At 45.4% G+C, this 18,053-nt stretch carries 18 protein-coding genes; 6 read left to right on the plus strand and 12 right to left on the minus strand.

Annotated features, from left to right (window positions below; translation table 11 throughout):
- The first annotated feature begins 39 nt into the window (after positions 1-39).
- Positions 40-1,191 carry a succinyl-diaminopimelate desuccinylase gene (gene dapE / locus E0D71_RS02200; protein ID WP_133001657.1) on the plus strand — a complete coding sequence of 384 codons (1,152 nt, stop codon included), beginning with the start codon at positions 40-42 and terminating at the stop codon, positions 1,189-1,191.
- 23 nt (positions 1,192-1,214) lie between these two features.
- Here dapE and E0D71_RS17535 read toward each other — a convergent pair whose 3' ends face one another.
- On the minus strand, positions 1,215-1,343 hold the full coding sequence (locus E0D71_RS17535) for a hypothetical protein (protein ID WP_279433427.1): 129 nt from the start codon (positions 1,341-1,343) through the stop codon (positions 1,215-1,217).
- A 120-nt stretch (positions 1,344-1,463) separates the two neighbouring features.
- On the opposite strand from E0D71_RS17535, the gene E0D71_RS02210 reads away from it, so the two are divergent.
- Positions 1,464-1,838 (plus strand): hypothetical protein, encoded by a 375-nt coding sequence (locus E0D71_RS02210; protein ID WP_133001658.1) that lies wholly within the window; start codon positions 1,464-1,466, stop codon positions 1,836-1,838.
- A gap of 46 nt (positions 1,839-1,884) precedes the next feature.
- Positions 1,885-2,265, plus strand: coding sequence for an aspartate 1-decarboxylase (gene panD, locus E0D71_RS02215; RefSeq protein ID WP_133001659.1), 381 nt, complete (start codon positions 1,885-1,887; stop codon positions 2,263-2,265).
- A 109-nt stretch (positions 2,266-2,374) separates the two neighbouring features.
- On the opposite strand, the gene tpx is transcribed toward panD, so the two are convergent.
- Both tpx and E0D71_RS17540 read right to left on the minus strand, forming a co-directional pair.
- Entirely contained in the window at positions 2,375-2,872 is a 498-nt protein-coding gene (tpx, locus tag E0D71_RS02220) for a thiol peroxidase (RefSeq protein WP_133001660.1), read from the minus strand.
- Between the two features lie 31 nt (positions 2,873-2,903).
- Positions 2,904-3,374, minus strand: coding sequence for a cold shock domain-containing protein (locus tag E0D71_RS17540; protein ID WP_279433428.1), 471 nt, complete (start codon positions 3,372-3,374; stop codon positions 2,904-2,906).
- A gap of 280 nt (positions 3,375-3,654) precedes the next feature.
- Between E0D71_RS17540 and E0D71_RS02230 the strand changes: the two genes are divergently transcribed.
- Positions 3,655-3,876 (plus strand): SlyX family protein, encoded by a 222-nt coding sequence (locus E0D71_RS02230; protein ID WP_243711900.1) that lies wholly within the window; start codon positions 3,655-3,657, stop codon positions 3,874-3,876.
- Positions 3,877-3,881: 5 nt separating this feature from the next.
- Here the strand turns inward: E0D71_RS02230 and E0D71_RS02235 are convergent, their stop codons facing one another.
- From E0D71_RS02235 to cysM, 8 genes are all read right to left on the minus strand, one after another.
- Positions 3,882-4,673, minus strand: a complete 792-nt coding sequence (locus E0D71_RS02235) for a class I SAM-dependent methyltransferase (protein ID WP_133001661.1) — start codon at positions 4,671-4,673, stop codon at positions 3,882-3,884.
- Between the two features lie 151 nt (positions 4,674-4,824).
- Positions 4,825-5,532, minus strand: a complete 708-nt coding sequence (gene tsaB, locus E0D71_RS02240) for a tRNA (adenosine(37)-N6)-threonylcarbamoyltransferase complex dimerization subunit type 1 TsaB (protein ID WP_133001662.1) — start codon at positions 5,530-5,532, stop codon at positions 4,825-4,827.
- Positions 5,533-5,538: 6 nt separating this feature from the next.
- Positions 5,539-6,195, minus strand: a complete 657-nt coding sequence (gene adk, locus E0D71_RS02245) for an adenylate kinase (RefSeq protein ID WP_133001663.1) — start codon at positions 6,193-6,195, stop codon at positions 5,539-5,541.
- A 226-nt stretch (positions 6,196-6,421) separates the two neighbouring features.
- Complete coding sequence (gene ppc, locus E0D71_RS02250; RefSeq protein ID WP_133001664.1) at positions 6,422-9,052, minus strand: phosphoenolpyruvate carboxylase; 2,631 nt, start codon at positions 9,050-9,052, stop codon at positions 6,422-6,424.
- 58 nt (positions 9,053-9,110) lie between these two features.
- On the minus strand, positions 9,111-9,917 hold the full coding sequence (mazG, locus tag E0D71_RS02255; RefSeq protein ID WP_133001665.1) for a nucleoside triphosphate pyrophosphohydrolase: 807 nt from the start codon (positions 9,915-9,917) through the stop codon (positions 9,111-9,113).
- Positions 9,914-12,163, minus strand: coding sequence for a GTP diphosphokinase (gene relA / locus E0D71_RS02260; protein ID WP_133001666.1), 2,250 nt, complete (start codon positions 12,161-12,163; stop codon positions 9,914-9,916). Before relA ends, mazG begins: the two co-directional genes overlap by 4 nt.
- The gene (rlmD, locus tag E0D71_RS02265; RefSeq protein WP_133001667.1) at positions 12,164-13,495 is read right to left on the minus strand and encodes a 23S rRNA (uracil(1939)-C(5))-methyltransferase RlmD; all 1,332 of its coding nucleotides are present in this window, start codon (positions 13,493-13,495) and stop codon (positions 12,164-12,166) included.
- Between the two features lie 101 nt (positions 13,496-13,596).
- Positions 13,597-14,493, minus strand: coding sequence for a cysteine synthase CysM (gene cysM / locus E0D71_RS02270; protein WP_133001668.1), 897 nt, complete (start codon positions 14,491-14,493; stop codon positions 13,597-13,599).
- 133 nt (positions 14,494-14,626) lie between these two features.
- Here cysM and E0D71_RS02275 point away from each other — a divergent pair, with 133 nt between their 5' ends.
- Both E0D71_RS02275 and E0D71_RS02280 read left to right on the plus strand, forming a co-directional pair.
- The gene (locus E0D71_RS02275) at positions 14,627-14,851 is read left to right on the plus strand and encodes a hypothetical protein (RefSeq protein WP_133001669.1); all 225 of its coding nucleotides are present in this window, start codon (positions 14,627-14,629) and stop codon (positions 14,849-14,851) included.
- Between the two features lie 141 nt (positions 14,852-14,992).
- Positions 14,993-17,674: an ATP-binding protein gene (locus tag E0D71_RS02280; protein WP_243711901.1), complete on the plus strand. Its 2,682-nt coding sequence runs from the start codon at positions 14,993-14,995 to the stop codon at positions 17,672-17,674.
- Here the strand turns inward: E0D71_RS02280 and acpS are convergent.
- Positions 17,652-18,038 carry a holo-ACP synthase gene (gene acpS, locus E0D71_RS02285; protein WP_133001671.1) on the minus strand — a complete coding sequence of 129 codons (387 nt, stop codon included), beginning with the start codon at positions 18,036-18,038 and terminating at the stop codon, positions 17,652-17,654. The two genes, E0D71_RS02280 and acpS, sit on opposite strands and share 23 nt — an antisense overlap.
- Positions 18,039-18,053 lie beyond the last annotated feature (15 nt).

Below are 18,053 nucleotides of genomic sequence, written 5' to 3' on the forward strand. Positions count from 1 at the left end.
TAATTTATAAAGCCGTGAAAACCAACACAAAGGTAAAGAATGACTAACTTGTCCCCCACTCTTAAACTGGCAATGGATCTTATCTCTCGCCCTTCTGTCACTCCAGAAGACGCCGGATGCCAAGAAGTAATGATTCAACGCCTAGAACGTCTTGGTTTTCACATTGAGTCGATGCCGTTTGGCGACGTAAAAAACTTCTACGCCAAACGCGGCACCTCAGGCCCTAATCTTTGTTTTGCCGGGCACACAGATGTTGTACCAACTGGCCCTGAAGAAGAATGGAAAGTTCCTCCTTTTGCGCCAGAAATAATAGACGGTATGCTTTATGGCCGTGGCGCTGCCGACATGAAAGGCAGCCTTGCCTCTATGATCACCGCTGTAGAAAACTTCGTGACAGCGCACCCTGATCACAGCGGGCAAATTTCCTTCTTGATCACCAGCGACGAAGAAGGCCCTTTTGTTGATGGCACCACTCGCGTCGTCGACACCCTAATGGAAAGAAACGAAACCGTTGACTGGTGTATTGTCGGCGAGCCTTCCAGCACCAACACCCTGGGCGATATTATTAAAAATGGTCGTCGCGGATCTTTTAGCGGCAACCTTACCGTACACGGAAAACAAGGCCATGTTGCTTACCCACATTTAGCCGAAAACCCAATACACTTGGCCGCCCCTGCATTGACAGAATTGGCAAACACACATTGGGATAACGGCAATGACTTTTTTCCACCAACCAGCTTTCAAGTGTCCAACATTCAAGCTGGCACGGGCGCGACCAACGTTGTCCCAGGCAAGCTCAACACCCAATTCAACTTTCGTTTCTCTTCGGAGCTTGATTTCGACACACTGAAAGCCCGCGTCATCGAAATACTCGACAAACACGAATTACGTTACGACGTAGAATGGACCTACAACGGCTTACCATTCCTAACGCGCCCAGGTGAGTTGGTTGATGCCATCACCACAGCGGTACAAGATACGGTTGGCATCACCCCTGAATTATCCACTTCTGGCGGCACATCCGACGGCCGATTTATTGCTAAAATGGGCACTCAAGTCGTCGAGCTTGGCCCTATAAACGCAACCATTCACCAACTGAATGAATGCGTGGATGCCGAAAGTCTTAACCAGCTTAGCCGCATCTATGAAGGCATATTAATCAACTTATTCACCAACACTCAAAACGCATGAAAATCCAAGGCCGCTTACACAAACTAGCCATGAGATTGGGTAACAACCCAAGACTGGCACTGATAAAAATGATCCAAGGCGGCCTTTTGTTTGCGTTTGGCGTTCTCATGATAATGGTATCCAACCAAGTTCTGAACGATTCCATCAGCCAAGAACTTATCGCCTTAATCGGACTCATCATCGCCGGCGCCGGCGTCCTCTGGACCGCTGTCGGCTATCTGTCGATGAGCGTATTAAGGCTGTATAACATGATCAATAAAAAGGACTAAACGATGCAACCTGACATCGAAATATATGTATTGTCGTGCCCAACTGATAATATCGTCACTTGGCTTAGCCAGAAATTCACCCTGCTCGAACAGACTCACCCATCATCACTGTGCACCAAAGTGATTCTTGAGTTGGATGGCAACACCATTCCCGTTACCATTTTAGAGCAAGCTTCAGGAAAACGTTTTACCTCCATCTGGTTTGACTCTAGCCACACCCCTTGGGAAAACGACATTCTCTGCGCTAAAGACGCCTACAGCAGCTTACAGTGCGAAGTACGCTGCAACTACCAAGGCTGGGAAGAAGAAGGTGATCAAGACCCAGACCAATGGTGGAAGATTAACAGCCACGGTGAAGGTCCTTTTGTTTGGAACTAACACCGTCCCACTCACAACTCCTAGATAAGATTAAGAGAATAGATTCATGCAAATTACACTGCTAAAAGGCAAACTTCACATGGCAAGCGTATCCCAAGCTGAGCTTTGGTATGACGGTTCATGCGCCATTGATAAAGACCTTGTAGAGTTAGCTGGCTTTCGCGAATTTGAAAAAATAGACATTTATAACGTTGATAATGGTGAGCGTTTTCACACCTACGTTATCCTTGCAGAAGCGGGATCTGGAACCATTTCAATGAACGGCGCAGCCGCGAGAAAAGTTCAAGTTGGGGATCGCGTTATCATTGCGACTTATGGACAATTTGACGAAAACGAAGCCGATGAGTTCAAGCCAAAACTGGTCTACTTAAACAAAGACAACACAGTGGAACGCACCACCAACACCATTCCAGTTCAAAAAGACTAAGCGTTTTTTCATTTCTTCAAGACAATAAAAAGCCAGTTAAGCATCGCTTAACTGGCTTTTTTGCTTGTCCGTTTAGCCCAGCTTAACGCAGGCCTAACACAAAGCTAAATTAACCTAGAACAGCCAAGGCTGCATCGTAGTTTGGCTCATCCGCAATTTCAGCCACTTGCTCTGTGTACAGAACTTTACCGTTTTCATCCAGTACAACCACGGCACGAGACAACAAACCAACAAGAGGCCCTGTGGTGAACGTTAAGCCGTAATCGTCGCCAAAAGAAGTACGGAAACTTGAACCAGTATCAACATGATCGATACCTTCAGCACCACAAAAACGCGCAGCAGCAAAGGGTAGATCCGCAGAAACACACAGTACGTTAACCCCTTTTAAAGAAGCCGCAGACTCATTGAATTTACGAACTGAGGTTGCGCATGTAGGCGTATCAATAGAAGGAAAAATATTTAAAACTAATTTAGCGCCTTGGTAATCGCTTAATGACACGACAGACAAATCCGTTTTTACCAACTCGAACGCTGGCGCTTGTGCACCAACAGCTGGAAGCGAACCAACTGTTTCGATTTGATTACCTTTAAGTGTTACTGATGACATGATCTTTTCCTTAACTATCTATAAGAATGTACTAGCCACGAACAATAGAAACGTTCTCAGCCTGCTTACCCTTTTCGCCTTCTGTTACATAGAAGCGAACAAGCTGGCCTTCAACAAGAAAACGACGACCACGACCACGAATCGCACGGTAATGAACAAATACGTCGTCACCATTTTCCATTGTTAAGAAACCAAAACCTTTTGAAGAGTTAAACCATTTTACCGTGCCTTGCTCACGATCGTCATCCTCATCTTCTTCAGATTGGGAGTTCGCACTTGAGCCACTTTCTTGACCCACCATAGCACCGACATAAACAGACACTAAAATAAACGCAAAATAAACCAAATAGTTTGTTCCAATTTGATCGCCTAATACTGCGGCAATTAACAAAGGAACAACTAAAGCAATAACTAGACTGGCAACAAACGCACGCACTGAAAATAAGGCGGAACCAACAGAAGATCCTTTGTGACTCGTAACATTATCCTGATGATCATTCATAACTGTGTCTCTTGTTAAATTAAAATATTTTATGATTCGAAAGGATGAATTACCTAGGTAAAAATTCTCTCGTTAAACTAATACAAACGTGAAAAGTTAAAAGTTTTTACTACTCTCTTACGAAATTAGCGTGTGAAGCGAAAGAAGATCATAGTAAAATAACCCACTTCTTTAAAAGCAAACTCCGCGCCATTTTCTATTCTAATGTGCAAAGAAGATGCATGCAACACATAGAAAGGCTCCGAAATTAAGAGCTTAGCATATTAAGGTTAACATACTGATGCCACCAATGAATACCTTAGACACAGAGCGTCGTATCGACGAACTCGAATACAAACTTCAATTCCAAGAAGACATGATAGACAGCCTTAATCAGTCCCTAATTGTGCAACAAAGAGATTTACTGCTGATGCAAGAAAAACTGGTCATGCTGGCAAAACAATTAGAAGCTAACCGCCAACAACAGAATATTGTCGAAGGCGAAACACCACCCCACTATTAATAAGCTTACTGCTCATTTATGTCTAATGATTTAAGGACATAAATATCAAAACGGCCCGCTTTACCACCCAACTGATAGCTTGGTTCCACGTTATTTAAATAAGGCGCACCTTTGGGGCGTTTTACGACGACTCGGTAGTTTGCTATTTCTAGCGCCTTTGGCAATAAAAGATCCGCATCTTCATCTTTACCGACTAAATCCCGAAAAAACGCCATTTCTTTTTTTGCCGCTGCAGAAGACTTTTCCGTATGGGGATACATAGGATCGAGAAAAACCACATCAAAGCGCTGATCAAGCAGCTCGCCAATCTCTCCAGCCAGCAAAGGCATGCGTGATGCAATAGTCGTGACCTCAGGGTGCAACAAAGCACGCGACAAGCCATTTTCCAACAAGGCTCTGACAAAGCCTACACGCTCACACAAAGACACGTGACAACCCAGACTCGCCAGCACAAAGGCATCTCGACCCAGCCCTGCGGTGGCGTCCAACACAGACAAATGAGCGCGTTTGTTTAAGCCTACTGCCTTGGCAATGTCTTGCCCTTTGCCACCACCAAAGCGCCTACGGTGATCCACCGCGCCAGCGGTAAAATCAACAAACACAGGTTTTGGCGCCCCTTTACCCGTTTTAGCAAGCGCCAAGCCTTGTTCGCTTTTAAGCAGTAAATAATCAAACTCCACCACAAACTTAAGCGCCACTTGCAATGGAAAGTAAGGCAGGGATAAAGCATCCGCCAAGGCTTTGGCTTCGAGATCATGAAGAGGGTTATCAGAGGCAACAGCAAGAGAGCTTAACAAGGGCGTTCGTTCCAGTAAGGGTATAAATGAGGCGAGTTAAACAAAGTAAACAGAAAAACAATACAAGAGGAAGCGGTGAAAGGCGAGCAATAAAAGGCGAAAAAGAGACGCTAACTGAACATTAAAGCGACTCTCTTATGGCCTATTATCGTTATCTTTTGCCGACTTTAGGCGCCTGTTTTTCCCAGGTGATTTCATCTCTTAAGTAAGTCGGCATCGCATCGTACGCGGACACAGTCTTTCCTTGAGAAAACAATTCCTGAGCCAATTGCGCAATGCAAGCAGCCCGCGGCGCAACATCAAGCAAGATATGCTCAGGCTTTTGAGGCAACAAAGCGGATAGCATCTCGTCATAAAGCCAGCCAGAACCAACGCCTTGATAACACTCATCAAACTTCATCAGTGTATCCGGTTTTGCGACACGCTCATCGAAAAGACATTCAACAAGATGATGCCCTTCGACTTTATTCACATGATAACCAGCCACATAGATTTCACCCATTCGGGCGTCTAAGGCTGACAACCAATGATGTTTCCCCGTTTTTTGAAAACCTTCTAGCGCTTGCGCTGCCAAGGTGGACACAGGAATAACCGGTAGGTCTGCGCCATACGCCAACCCCTGAACGACACCCGCGCTGATTCTAAGCCCAGTAAAAGAGCCTGGGCCACGACCAAAAGCGATCGCATCCAGATCAGACAAGACCAATCCGGATTGTTGCAGTATTTGCTCCACCATCGGCAGAATCAAATCATTATGCTGACGCGGTGCCATACGAAAATCTTCCAGCACCACACCATCAATATTCAACGCAACCGAACAAGCTGGCGTTGATGTATCTAAAGCTAAAATCGCAGTCATTAAAAACTAAGCCTTCAATGAAGCCAATAAGCTTTGTTTGATCTCGTTCAAATCACCCACACCGTTCACTTTAACGAATTTAGGCGCGGTGGCGCTGTCGTTTTTCAGCCATTCTTGGTAGTAGCCAATTAACGGCGCAGTCTGATCGTGATAAACACCAAGACGCTTACGTACAGTTTCTTCTACATCGTCCACACGTTGTACTAGGTCTTCGCCTGTCACATCATCTTTGCCTTCCACTTTTGGTGGATTATAAACAAGATGATAAGTACGGCCTGACGCTTCATGTACACGGCGACCGCTCATGCGTTTAACAATCTCTTCGTCTGCAACATCGATCTCGACCACATAGTCGATCTCCACGCCTGCGTCTTTTAACGCATCGGCTTGTGGAAGCGTACGAGGGAAACCATCAAACAAAGCACCTTTTGCACAATCTTCTTGAGTCAGACGCTCTTTTACTAAACCAATAATAATATCGTCAGAAACTAATTGTCCGGCATCCATTACAGCTTTTGCTTTCAAACCCAGCTCACTACCCGCTTTCACAGCCGCACGTAGCATGTCGCCTGTAGAAATCTGTGGAATACCGAATTCTTCCGTAATGAATTGAGCCTGAGTACCCTTACCAGCGCCTGGCGCACCTAATAATATTACTCGCATAAAAAAGTCTCCAAAAGTCAGTCTATAAACTGAAACACAAATTTGTCTGCCACGCTAAAAACACACGCAGAAAAGGCGCGAAAACACAGCGTAAAGGCAGACAACTTGCAAAATAAAAATTGAATGGCTGCCAAGCATACCCAAGCAAGCCTTTAAGATGCAAATTTACTGTCTTATTTTCGCTATTTCCGCGCCTTTTTCGTTCATTATTTAACCGTTTTTTGATTTAACCCGTGTTTTGCATGCCACTCGCGATCCCCGCCATCGTAATCATCAGGGCTTTATTCACCTCTGGATTTTCAGCACTTTTACGGCTGCGGTGCAATAATTCAGCCTGCAAATAATGCAGTGGATCTATGTATGGGTTACGCACATCAATCGATTGTCGAATCGTTTTATTGTCTTCAATTAAGCGATCTTGCTGCTTAAGTTCTTTCACCAAACGACTCACTTGCGCCAATTTATTACGCAGCAATCGACCTAAACCTTGCAGCTCTTCACTGACCAAACGCTTTTCATAATATTCAGAAATTTCAGGCTCTGCTTTCGCCAGCACCATGTCCAACATATCCAGATAAGCCCCGAAGAAAGGCCATTTTTTATGCATCTCTCGCAGCTTATCAAGATTGCCTGACTCAATCGCTTGCTCCAATGCACTTTCTGCTCCCAACCAAGCTGGCAACATCAAACGAATTTGCATCCAAGCAAAGATCCAAGGAATGGCCCTTAGACTTTCTACACCGCCATCAGAGCGTCTACGAGCAGGTCTTGACCCTAATGGCAATTTAGCCAGCTCTTGCTCTGGTGTTGTCGCTCTAAAGTAAGGCACAAAATCTTCATGACCGAGCACTATAGAGCGATATTGATTCATCCCCACTTCTGCCATTTCGTCCATAATGGCACGCCACTCTTCTTTTGGCTCAGTGGTTGGCATCAGCGTCGCTTCCATGACCGCTGAGCAATACAATTCAAGGGAACGCACCGCAATGTCAGGAATGCCGAATTTGAAACGTATCATCTCCCCTTGCTCTGTCACTCGAATCGAACCATTTACTGACCCTGGAGGCTGCGACAAGATAGCCACATGAGCAGGACCGCCACCACGACCTACGGTGCCACCGCGACCATGGAATAAGGTCAAATGAACGCCGTGCTTTTTACACAAGCGGGTCAGCGCTTCTTGCGCTCGGTATTGCCCCCATGTCGCCGCAATTTGTCCGGCGTCTTTGGCGGAGTCGGAATACCCGATCATCACCTCTTGGCGACCGTCGATATAGGCCTTGTACCAAGGCAGAGAAAACAGCTGTTCAATAATAGGTTCGGCGTTATCAAGATCTGCCAATGTTTCAAACAAAGGCACGATGCGCATCGCAAATGTCACACCAGATTCTTTCAGCAACAAGGCAACAGCCAGCACATCCGATGGCGCACTCGCCATAGAGATAACATAAGAGCCAAACGAGTTCGCTTCACCTTTCGCTATCATCGAAAAAGTATCAAGTACTTCTTTAACATCCGCGGTCGGTGTCCAATCTGAAGGCAACAAAGGGCGCTTAGAGTTTAATTCGGTCAATAAGAAAGCCTGTCGAGACGCTTCATCCCATTCCGCATAATCCCCTAGACCGTAAAAACGAGTAATCGCCGACAACGCCTCTATATGACGAGAAGCGTCTTGGCGCACATCCAAACGCACTAGAGTCATACCAAAAGTGGCTGCACAGCGAATCAAATCAAGCAAAGAGCCATTAGCAATCACCTTCATGCCACAATCTATCAATGACTGATAGCACAACACCAAGTCATCATAGAGCTCTTTACTGTTGAGCATAATGCCGTCATCTGATGCAGGTTTACCATCTAGGCGTGCTTTGGCCCAATTTTTGGTCGCGACTATTTTACTTTCTAGATGGCGCAAAATATCACGATAAGGCTGCGCACTATCACCTACTCGCGCGCGTAATTCCGCATTGCATTGCGTCATCGAAAACTCTGAACGCAACACATTTAAGTCTTTAATATAAAGGTCCGCTGCCATCCAGCGAGCCAATAAGGTCACTTCTTCAGTGACCTTATGCGTCACATTAGGGTTACCATCTCGATCCCCACCCATCCAGGTCGCAAAACGAATCGGCGCCAGATCAAGAGGCAGTTGCTTGCCACTAGAGTGCTCACTTAACTGAGCGTCTAATTGTCTAAAAAAACGAGGTATCGCCTGCCATAAAGACTGCTCTATCACCGCAAAGCCCCACTTGGCTTCATCTACCGGTGTCGGTCTGTCTTCACGAATTTCGTCTGTATGCCACGCCTGAGTGATAATCTCTTTCAGGCGACGAATGTGTTTGGTTTCTTCTAACGGAAGAATATTGTCTTTATCAAGCGCTTCTAATTCGGTAGAAATATTGTCGTATTTTCGAATCAATGAACGACGTACTACTTCCGTTGGGTGGGCGGTTAATACCAACTCAATGGATTGCTCTTGCAGCGACGCCAGCATTTGATCAGCTGACACATTTTTGGCCGCAAGGCGAGAAAGAAGATCACCAACAGGATTGTGATATACCCCCAAGCTTTCATTCGTGCGACGACGGTGAACTCGATGGTATTGCTCTGCAATATTCGACAAGTTTAAAAATTGATTAAAAGCACGAGCAACGGGAACAATATCTTTGTCATCCAATGCTTCAAGCGCTTCGATTAACGCCGCTGGGTCTCCAGTCTGACGCCCTTCTTTTGACAACAATCGAATGTTTTCAACCGTGTCTAAAAACGTGCTCCCAAGGTGGTTGCTCATGGTTTCCCCAAGGCAATCTCCTAGTAGTCGGACATTTTCTCGCAACGATGCCTGATTATCACTCACTTCACCCTCCTTCCGCTAAAAAACGTCTCTAATTATTATAATTTGTTAACCGCGTTTATTATAAACCTTCTCGTTTTGCTTGCTCCCAATATTGATCTAATTCTTCTAAGGAACAATGAGTTATCTCTTTGTTTTGCTCTGAAAGCAAACTTTCTATTCTGCTAAAGCGACGACGAAATTTCACATTCGTTCGATTCAGCGCCACGTCTGGAGACACCTTAACATGTCGCGCCAAATTGCTCATGGCAAACAATATGTCTCCCATTTCCGCTTCAATATGATCTTGTTCCATGCCCTTCATCGCGGCTTCTAGCTCGTCCAGCTCTTCACGAATCTTATTGAATACGGGCGCAGTGTCATCCCAATCAAAGCCCACCTTTGAGGCTTTTTTCTGCAACTTAGCCGCCTGCATAAGAGCCGGCATCGAAACCGGCACATCATCTAATAGGCTGTGTTTTTTCAGCGCGCTTTTTTCTTGTGCTTTAATCGTTTGCCATTGTTCAGACAGACTCTCTTGATCAACACTTGTCCCGCTACCAAAGCTGTCTAACTTGCCACTAGGAAAAACATGAGGATGCCGACGTAACATTTTCTCAACGATACCTGACGCAATATCGTCAAAATCAAAACGCCCCTCTTCTTTTCCTATTTGCGCATAAAATACAACCTGAAACAGCAGATCCCCAAGCTCTTCTTTTAAGTGCTCATGATCTTCACGCTCGATGGCATCCAACACCTCATAGGTTTCTTCTAAGGTGTATGGTGCAATCGATTTGAAGCTTTGCTGTTGATCCCAAGGACAACCATTTTGCTTGTCCCTAAGACAGGCCATCAAAGTTAACAACTCATTGATAGGCGGGCTCAAAAGTCTTTTTCTCTAAATACATTCAATACATTTGGCAATTGATCAATGCGATGCAACAACTTACTCAGCACGCCCAGCTCCCCAACTTCGATCGTAAAGCGAATCGTAGCGGTATGACTGTCTTGCGCTGACAAGGTATTCATGGATAGCAAATTCACTTTTTCATTCGCCAACAAACTGGTGATGTCATTGAGTAATCCAGTGCGATCATATGCCTCGACTTGGATATTAACAGGGTAAAGGTTATCGACCTCTTCCCCCCAGTTCACTTCCACCATACGCTCAGGTTCATCCAGACTCATTTGCACGACATTGATGCAGTCTTCCTTATGAATCGAGACACCTCGACCCTGAGTGATGTAGCCAACAATACTGTCGCCAGGTATAGGCGAGCAACATTTCGCCATTTGGGTCAATAACTTACCGACTCCCAATATGTGCACATCATTATCAGAAGACTTATGACGACTCTTTTTTAGCCTGATCGGTCGTACCGTTGGAGTTTGACCATCCAAACCGTACAAATCATCAATCGCATGAAGCACTCGAGAGAGTTGAATATCCCCAGCACCGAGTGCCACATAAATGTCTTCGGCGCTTGAGAAATTGAATTTTTCCGCGAGCTTCAGCAAGTCAACCTTACTGTCTTCCACACCTAAACGCTTAAGCTGCTTATCCAGCAAACTCTTACCCGCGTCTAAGTTTTTCTCTCTGTCTTCTTTTCTAAACCAGTTTTGAATTTTGGCGCGCGCACGGTTGGTTTGCACATAACCAAAAGTAGGATGCAACCAGTCACGGCTTGGCGTTCCCTCTTTCGAGGTAAGAATCTCCACCTTGTCACCGGTTTTTAAATGCGTTACCAAAGAAATAATTCTGCCGTTCACCTTGGCACCACGACAGCGGTGACCAATTTCTGTGTGCACACGGTAAGCAAAATCTATCGGCGTGGCGTTCACAGGCAGATCCACAACATGCCCATCTGGCGTGAAGACATAGATGCGGTCTTGCTCAATGTCGCTACGCACCTGCTCAGACAGAGACTCTAAATCGCCCTGTACTTCATGGAAATCCAAAATAGTTCGTAGCCATTGCAGCTTTTCTTCATAGCTGGTGCTGTTCGAACTCAGGTCTGTCCCCTTGTATTTCCAATGGGCACACACACCCAACTCCGCATCTTCATGCATCTTATGAGTACGGATTTGTATTTCAAGCGCCCGACCTTGAGGACCAATCACCGCGGTATGCAAAGACTGATAGCCATTGGTTTTTGGATTACTAATGTAATCATCGAACTCTTGAGGAATGGGTCGCCATAAATTATGGACCACGCCTAACACGCCGTAACATTCCATGGTTTCATCAACCAAAATACGCACAGCGCGTACGTCATAGACTTCATCAAAGCCAATGTTTTTGCGCTTCATTTTGCGCCAAATACTGTAAATATGCTTAGCTCGCCCCATCAGATCCGCATGAATATTGATGTTAACAAGGCGTTCTCTGAGTATATTAATAACGTCTTCAATATACTGCTGACGATCTAAACGCTTTTCGTCCAACCAGGTGGCAATGCGTTTGTAATCAGAAGGATAAAGGTAGCGAAAAGAAAGATCTTCCAGCTCCCATTTGATATGACCGATACCAAGGCGATGGGCAAGCGGGGCATAAACACTCTGCACTTCTAGCGCAACAGCCACACGTCTTGCTTCATCTTGGTGCTTGGCTTCTTTGATGGCACAAGCTCGTTCGGCAAGCTTAATCAACACCACACGCACATCATCGATGATGGACACCAGCATTTTACGCAGTGACTCTAATTGATTTTCACTGCTGCCCAAGACTTCGGCCGCGGTGTCTGCGGTAAGGTTCTTGGAAACCTCCCCCATGCGAATAACCCCTTCAATAAGCGAGGCTACTTTACGGCCGAACATATCGACCACACGAGAAAGTGGCAATTGATCTTCGCGTACCGCACGGTATAAAGCGGCGGCTAATAACGAATCCTGATCGGCTCGAAAACCGGATAGAATTTCAACCATTTCAAGGCCTGCGCGGAATGTACTCGCTTGCGGGCCCCAATAAGAATGTCGAGGTGATTGGAGTTCTGCCTGACGTGCAAGCTCACAAGCCATTCGCAAAGGCACTCTTGCGCCTTCGTCTACTTTATCAGCAAATTGCTCCATCCAACGGTCTATATCAACCGTACCATCCCCTGAAATCGGGTGGTCTTTTCTGACTGTTACCATTTACTTGCCCTTCAATTTACTTCTTTTTTGCAGCAACATCATTGCCTCTACATGGGAAGTTTGAGGAAACATATCCATCAAACTGACCCGTGAGACCTGATATCCTTTTGCGACTAAATACTCAGCATCCCGTGCCAAAGTAGAAGCGTTGCAAGAAACATACAATATTTGCTCTGGTTTGATTTTTATAATGCTATCAAGAAACTCTAAAGCGCCTGTCCGAGGAGGATCAAGCAGCACTTTCGTTACGCCCATTTTCGACAACCCAGCCGAAACCGGTTGAGTTAAGTCTGCCGCTAAGAATGCCACCTTGTCCAGTTGATTTAGCTGAGCATTTTTCCGGCCAGCCTCCACCATACTCTCTTGCACTTCAATCCCTAAGACCTGTTTTGCTCGCTTTGCCAAAGGCAACGAAAAGTTTCCGACGCCACAAAACAAATCTAAAATAACATCCTCGTCATTAGGCGCTAACCAATCCATCGCTTGCGCGACCATCTGTTGGTTTAAGGTTTGGTTCACCTGAATAAAGTCTTGTGGATGATACTGGAACGTCAAACCGTCCAGCTCATAACGTCTTAACGAGGTTGGCGCTACAGACGCTTTGCTTTCAGTTGGTTGCTGCCAATACAGCACAACATCATGATCCTTAGCCCACGCCTGCCATTCTGCTTGTAGAGACTCTGCTATTGGCGCCGTCAAGCGAAACAACACAGAGGAGCCTTGCGTATCTTCCAGCAACTCAATATGCCCAATCTTACTGGTTAGAGCATTATTTTCTAACGATTTTTTAAGCGCGGCATAGACGAGTTGAAGTGGCTGAGTAAGCACTAAACATTGATCAATTTGGATGATGTTTTTAGAGGCTTTCCCTCTAAACCCCATTTGAAAGCCTTCTTTTTGAGACTGGATGGAGATTCTTGCGCGACGACGATAAGCAAAAGGAGCATCACTTAACAACTCAAGCTCAGCGTTATCGACCACATTTCGTAGCTGCCCTTTGAGCCATTGTTTTTTCGTTTCTAACTGCTGCTCTGCGGCCAGGTGCTGAAAACTACAACCGCCGCACTTAGCAAAGTGAACACATGCTGGGGAAATACGATGAGGACTGGATTGAAGAATACGGGTTAAATTGGCTTCGTCAAAACGACGGCCAGCCTTAACAACTTGCGCCTCTACCGTTTCACCAGGCAGAGCGCCGTCAATAAAAGTAACTTTACCAGAGAAGCGCGCCACCCCTTTTGCTTCATGGGTTAAGCTGTCCACCTGATACGTTTGAACTGGACCTAGGGGCTGCACTTTAGGGGAGCGACGTGGTGCTGTTCTTCTTCTCAATGGAGACTCTCTAATTAAGCTGGGATCAATAAATAATGCTATTCTAACGCATCTGTTTATCGATCCCTACTATTTATCACCCCACAACAAAGACAATAAACTTACGCGGGATTAAACACACCGGTTGATAAGTAACGGTCGCCTCGATCACAAACAATCGCCACGATCACAGCATTATTAACCGTTTTCGATAATTCAAGCGCAGCAAAAACAGAGCCTCCAGAAGACACACCACAGAAAATACCTTCTTCTGTTGCGAGACGACGCATCGTTGTTTCTGCATCACTTTGGCCCACATCCATCACAGTATCGACACGAGTCTCATCGAAAATAGCCGGTAAATACTCTTTCGGCCAACGTCGAATACCAGGAATACTCGAGCCCTCTTGCGGCTGCAAGCCAACAATCTCTATGTTTGGGTTTTGCTCTTTTAAATAATGAGACACCCCCATAATGGTGCCGGTCGTTCCCATTGAGCTCACAAAGTGCGTTACCGTACCTTCAGTTTGCTGCCAAATTTCAGGCCCTGTACTCACATAATGCGCATTAGGGTTATCCTGATTACCAAATTGGTTTAGCACCTTACCCACACCTTGATCTTGCATTTCCAAGGCCAAATCACGAGCGCGCTCTATGCCTTCTTCCTTAGTCACCAAATGCAGCTCAGCCCCATAAGCCGTCATCGCCGACTTACGCTCCTGGCTCATATTATCTGGCATAATAAGGTGCATTTTGTAGCCTTTGATGGCCGCCGTCATTGCCAACGCAATCCCAGTATTACCACTTGTCGCCTCAATTAGGCTATCTCCTGGTTTGACATCACCGCGTCGTTCAGCTTGCACTATCATGTTTAACGCAGGTCGATCTTTTACCGAGCCTGCTGGATTTTGTCCTTCTAGTTTCAGCAAAATTGTATTGCTAGAATTAGGGTTGATGCGTTGTAAGCGCACTAATGGGGTTTGTCCTATAATGGATTCTATCGTTGGGTACTGGCTCATAAAAACTTCATTGACATTAATAACGTGGGGAATGAAACTTAACATTTAGGTGCATTTAAAAACACTATTACTCAAGAGTAAAATAAGAAAGCGTTATAAACTTAGCCAAGAATTCACATTTGGAGCCCAAAACATGCGCACTTGCCTCTGTATCACCACATTAATTTCTCTATTACTGCTCGCGGGGTGCGACATGTTTGCTGGACCTGCGGCGGACATTCCAGATAACGAATTAAGAAGTAAATGGCGTGAATGCAAACAAATTAAAAACCCATCACGCACCAAAGTATTGGCATGCGAAAACTACGAGCGTGAATGCAGCCGCCGTAAAAACAAAGGCAACCTGGTGTGCTACTAACGAAAAAAAACTGTGCGTTTTAACATGAGGGCACTCCCCTTCTCGATCAATCTGTCGCCGAGACGCAAGCTTTTTTGGATGCTGTTTGCGCCAACGCTCATCATCTCGCTTTTTTTCTGTGTGCTTGTCTTCGTCTATAGAATGCACGACCTAAATACGCAGGTTGAAAACAAAGTCCAAAACATCACCAATCAACTCGCTATTACCAGCGAGTACGCGATAACCACATCAAACAAACAGTTAATTTCTCAACTTCTAGAACACGCATTGAGCTATGGCAACATCAACAACATCACTGTGTTCAACCATAAAAAAGAAGTGATCTCTGAGATCGGTCCGGCCGCCCACATACCAACACCGCCATTATCGACGCTTGCGCAAACCCAAAGATCCGGAACCTTTCTAGTCAGTACACAGGCGATTTATCATAACCCACTGCCTATCGATAGCAGCCTGAGCTCACCGCTTGATTCTTATAATCCTAAAATACAACGCAACATCATCGGCTGGATCAAGGTAGAAACCAACATATCGCAACTGGACATCGCAAAATACCAACTCTTCTTTTTGCTGCTTTTCTTATTTTCTCTTTTTAATGTTCTCAATGCCTTCATCACCTCCCGTGTTGCTGGCTCACTGACACACCCCATCGAAAAAGTGTCCTTATCGCTGCGCAAACTGACGAAGAGTCAATACGCCGCCGCAAAATCCATCAAGCTGCCAAGCCAATACTCTGAGATTCAAAAAGACTTGCTAGAACTTGCTGAGCGACTTGAAAATCACAAAAAAGAGCTCACGGCAGGGATAGAACAATCGACTGAAGACATGCGTAGAAACATGGACAGCATGGAAGAAAAAAGCGCTCAGTTGTACATTGCCAACAAAGAAGCGATGGAATCGAATCGACTCAAATCTCAATTCCTTGCCAATATTAGCCACGAGGTAAGAACCCCGCTCAACGCCATTTTGGGCTACACCAAAATCCTTCAGAAGAACATCAAGGACAACCAAAACAAGCTTTATGTCGATACCATTGAACAATCCACCAATAGTCTATTGGCCATCATTGGCGACATTTTAGATTTCTCAAAAATTGAGGCAGGCAAACTAAGCTTAGATCACAGTCTCATCAACATCAGAGAGCTGGTCGATGACGTTTACCAAATACTGAGTGCCAATTTGCTCACCAATGACAAGCAAATTGACCTAGTCACTGATTTCTCTCCCGACGTACCACAAACCATGATTGGCGACAGTATTCGTATACGCCAGGTGTTTACCAACTTAATCAGCAACGCACTGAAATTCACGAACAAAGGTTCCATAAAAACCAAAGTCATACTGTCGAGCAAAAGCAAAGACCAGTTAACCCTGTCCTTTCAGGTCATCGACACCGGCATTGGCATTCCAGAAGACAAAATAAACCAGCTTTTTAAACCCTTCTCCCAAGTAGATACCAGCACCACACGCAAATTTGGTGGCACCGGGTTAGGCTTGGTCATTACCAAAAAACTGGTCGAGCAAATGGGCGGCGTCATCAACATAAGCAGCGTTCCTAAAATAGGCTCTACGTTTCACTTTACGCTCAAACTCAAACCATCAAACAAGCCTCAGCCGAAGCAAGAAAAGCTGGAAAAATTCATTATTTTCCTAGAGCCTAGCAACACCTATCGACACTACCTTAGCAACTATTTTTCAGAAATAGGCGTTGAAAGCATCGCCTGTTCAGGTGTCGAGCAAATCATTTCTAAGCTCAATCAACACCATAACAAAGTGGATGCGATTCTCTTAAACATCATCCCGAACAAACAAAGCACCAATGACGCCAAAGAACTCGCTTCGTATGCCATTAAGCAATTTAACATTCCTTGCATCTTGATGATTCAGCCGCCAGGCCAGATAAATCACTACCCGAAACTGAAAACAATGTGCAGCGATGTATTGCTTAAGCCCATCAGTCACAAACATTTATTTAATGCGTTAAAAAACATTCAGCCGCCCAACGCGATAGCCGCTGCAGACCTTACTAGCGACAGCCCAACCATTGAAAAGCAGCCCTTGCCGGTTACCCATTTAACGGGGCTTAAAATACTTGCTGTGGATGACACCCAAGTAAACTTACAACTGCTAACACACTGGCTAACCCCTCATGGACTAAACGTATTTTTAGCCAATAGCGGTCGCAAAGCCATTAGCATGGCAAAAGAGCAGCAATTTGATTTGATTCTAATGGACATTCAGATGCCCGAGATGGATGGCTTAGAAACCACCCAGCACTTGCGCGCATTAGACGCGTACAAAGAGACACCAATTGTTGCCCTAACGGCCCATGCACTTGGTTCTGAGCAAGACAACATACTAGCCTCTGGCATGAACGCCTATCTGACCAAACCCATCGATGAGCTCATTCTGTTAAATACTATTGAGAAATGGTGTTTAAGAAAAGAAAGCGCCCAAGAACACATCAACACCCAGGTGACACAAGCCTTTGATATCAATAAAGCATTGTCCATCGTCAGTCAGAAAAGCGACATAGCAAAAGAAATGTTTGAGATGCTCGCCGACTCGCTCGCCGACGAGAAAAAACTGCTAAGACATCATTTTGAACTTCAGGACACAGAAAAACTGATTCACGTTGTGCATCGTATACATGGCGCATCAAAATACACAGGAACCATTGAGTTAACCCGTCATGCGGGCTTTTTAGAAACCCACTTAAAAGAACTGGGCATGGAAGACGTAGAAGGTGTGTTAAACGACTTTTTAGACAGCATTGATATGCTACTAGCCATTCGCCACCTTATCCCTTGGCCTCAAGAATAACAAACGCCTGAGCGTAAGCCTTTTCGTCGGTTAAACTCAAATGCCAGGTAACCGGCGACTCAAAACGGGCTTCTATACTGCTATCAACCACCAGAACGGGTTGGCCTGATGGAAGGTTATTCACTTGGAAATGCTGAAAACTCACGCCTCGACCTATGCCAGTCCCCAAGGCTTTAACCGCCGCTTCTTTTGCCGCAAAACGCTTCGCAACAAAAGCATCGCGCTTTGGCTGATTCGATATCAAAGCCCATTGCGCTTTTTCATCCGCGGTCAAAATGCGTTCAATAAAACGCTCACCCAGCCTTGTAATCGAGTCCGATACACGCGAAATATCCACTAAATCTGTGCCAATCCCAATGATCACAACCATTTACCTACT

The sequence above is a fragment of the Marinomonas sp. KMM3893 genome (assembly GCF_004352855.1).
Lineage (GTDB): Bacteria > Pseudomonadota > Gammaproteobacteria > Pseudomonadales > Marinomonadaceae > Marinomonas > Marinomonas arenicola.

Coding starts and splice junctions, on each gene's coding strand:
- dapE (WP_133001657.1), top strand. CDS start 40: ATGACTAACTTGTCCCCCACTCTTAAACTGGCAATGGATCTTATCTCT.
- cysM (WP_133001668.1), bottom strand. CDS start 14,493: ATGAGCCAGTACCCAACGATAGAATCCATTATAGGACAAACCCCATTA.
- tsaB (WP_133001662.1), bottom strand. CDS start 5,532: ATGACTGCGATTTTAGCTTTAGATACATCAACGCCAGCTTGTTCGGTT.
- relA (WP_133001666.1), bottom strand. CDS start 12,163: ATGGTAACAGTCAGAAAAGACCACCCGATTTCAGGGGATGGTACGGTT.
- E0D71_RS02210 (WP_133001658.1), top strand. CDS start 1,464: ATGCAACCTGACATCGAAATATATGTATTGTCGTGCCCAACTGATAAT.
- E0D71_RS02280 (WP_243711901.1), top strand. CDS start 14,993: ATGCACGACCTAAATACGCAGGTTGAAAACAAAGTCCAAAACATCACC.
- E0D71_RS02275 (WP_133001669.1), top strand. CDS start 14,627: ATGCGCACTTGCCTCTGTATCACCACATTAATTTCTCTATTACTGCTC.
- E0D71_RS17540 (WP_279433428.1), bottom strand. CDS start 3,374: ATGAATGATCATCAGGATAATGTTACGAGTCACAAAGGATCTTCTGTT.
- E0D71_RS02230 (WP_243711900.1), top strand. CDS start 3,655: ATGCCACCAATGAATACCTTAGACACAGAGCGTCGTATCGACGAACTC.
- tpx (WP_133001660.1), bottom strand. CDS start 2,872: ATGTCATCAGTAACACTTAAAGGTAATCAAATCGAAACAGTTGGTTCG.
- adk (WP_133001663.1), bottom strand. CDS start 6,195: ATGCGAGTAATATTATTAGGTGCGCCAGGCGCTGGTAAGGGTACTCAG.
- panD (WP_133001659.1), top strand. CDS start 1,885: ATGCAAATTACACTGCTAAAAGGCAAACTTCACATGGCAAGCGTATCC.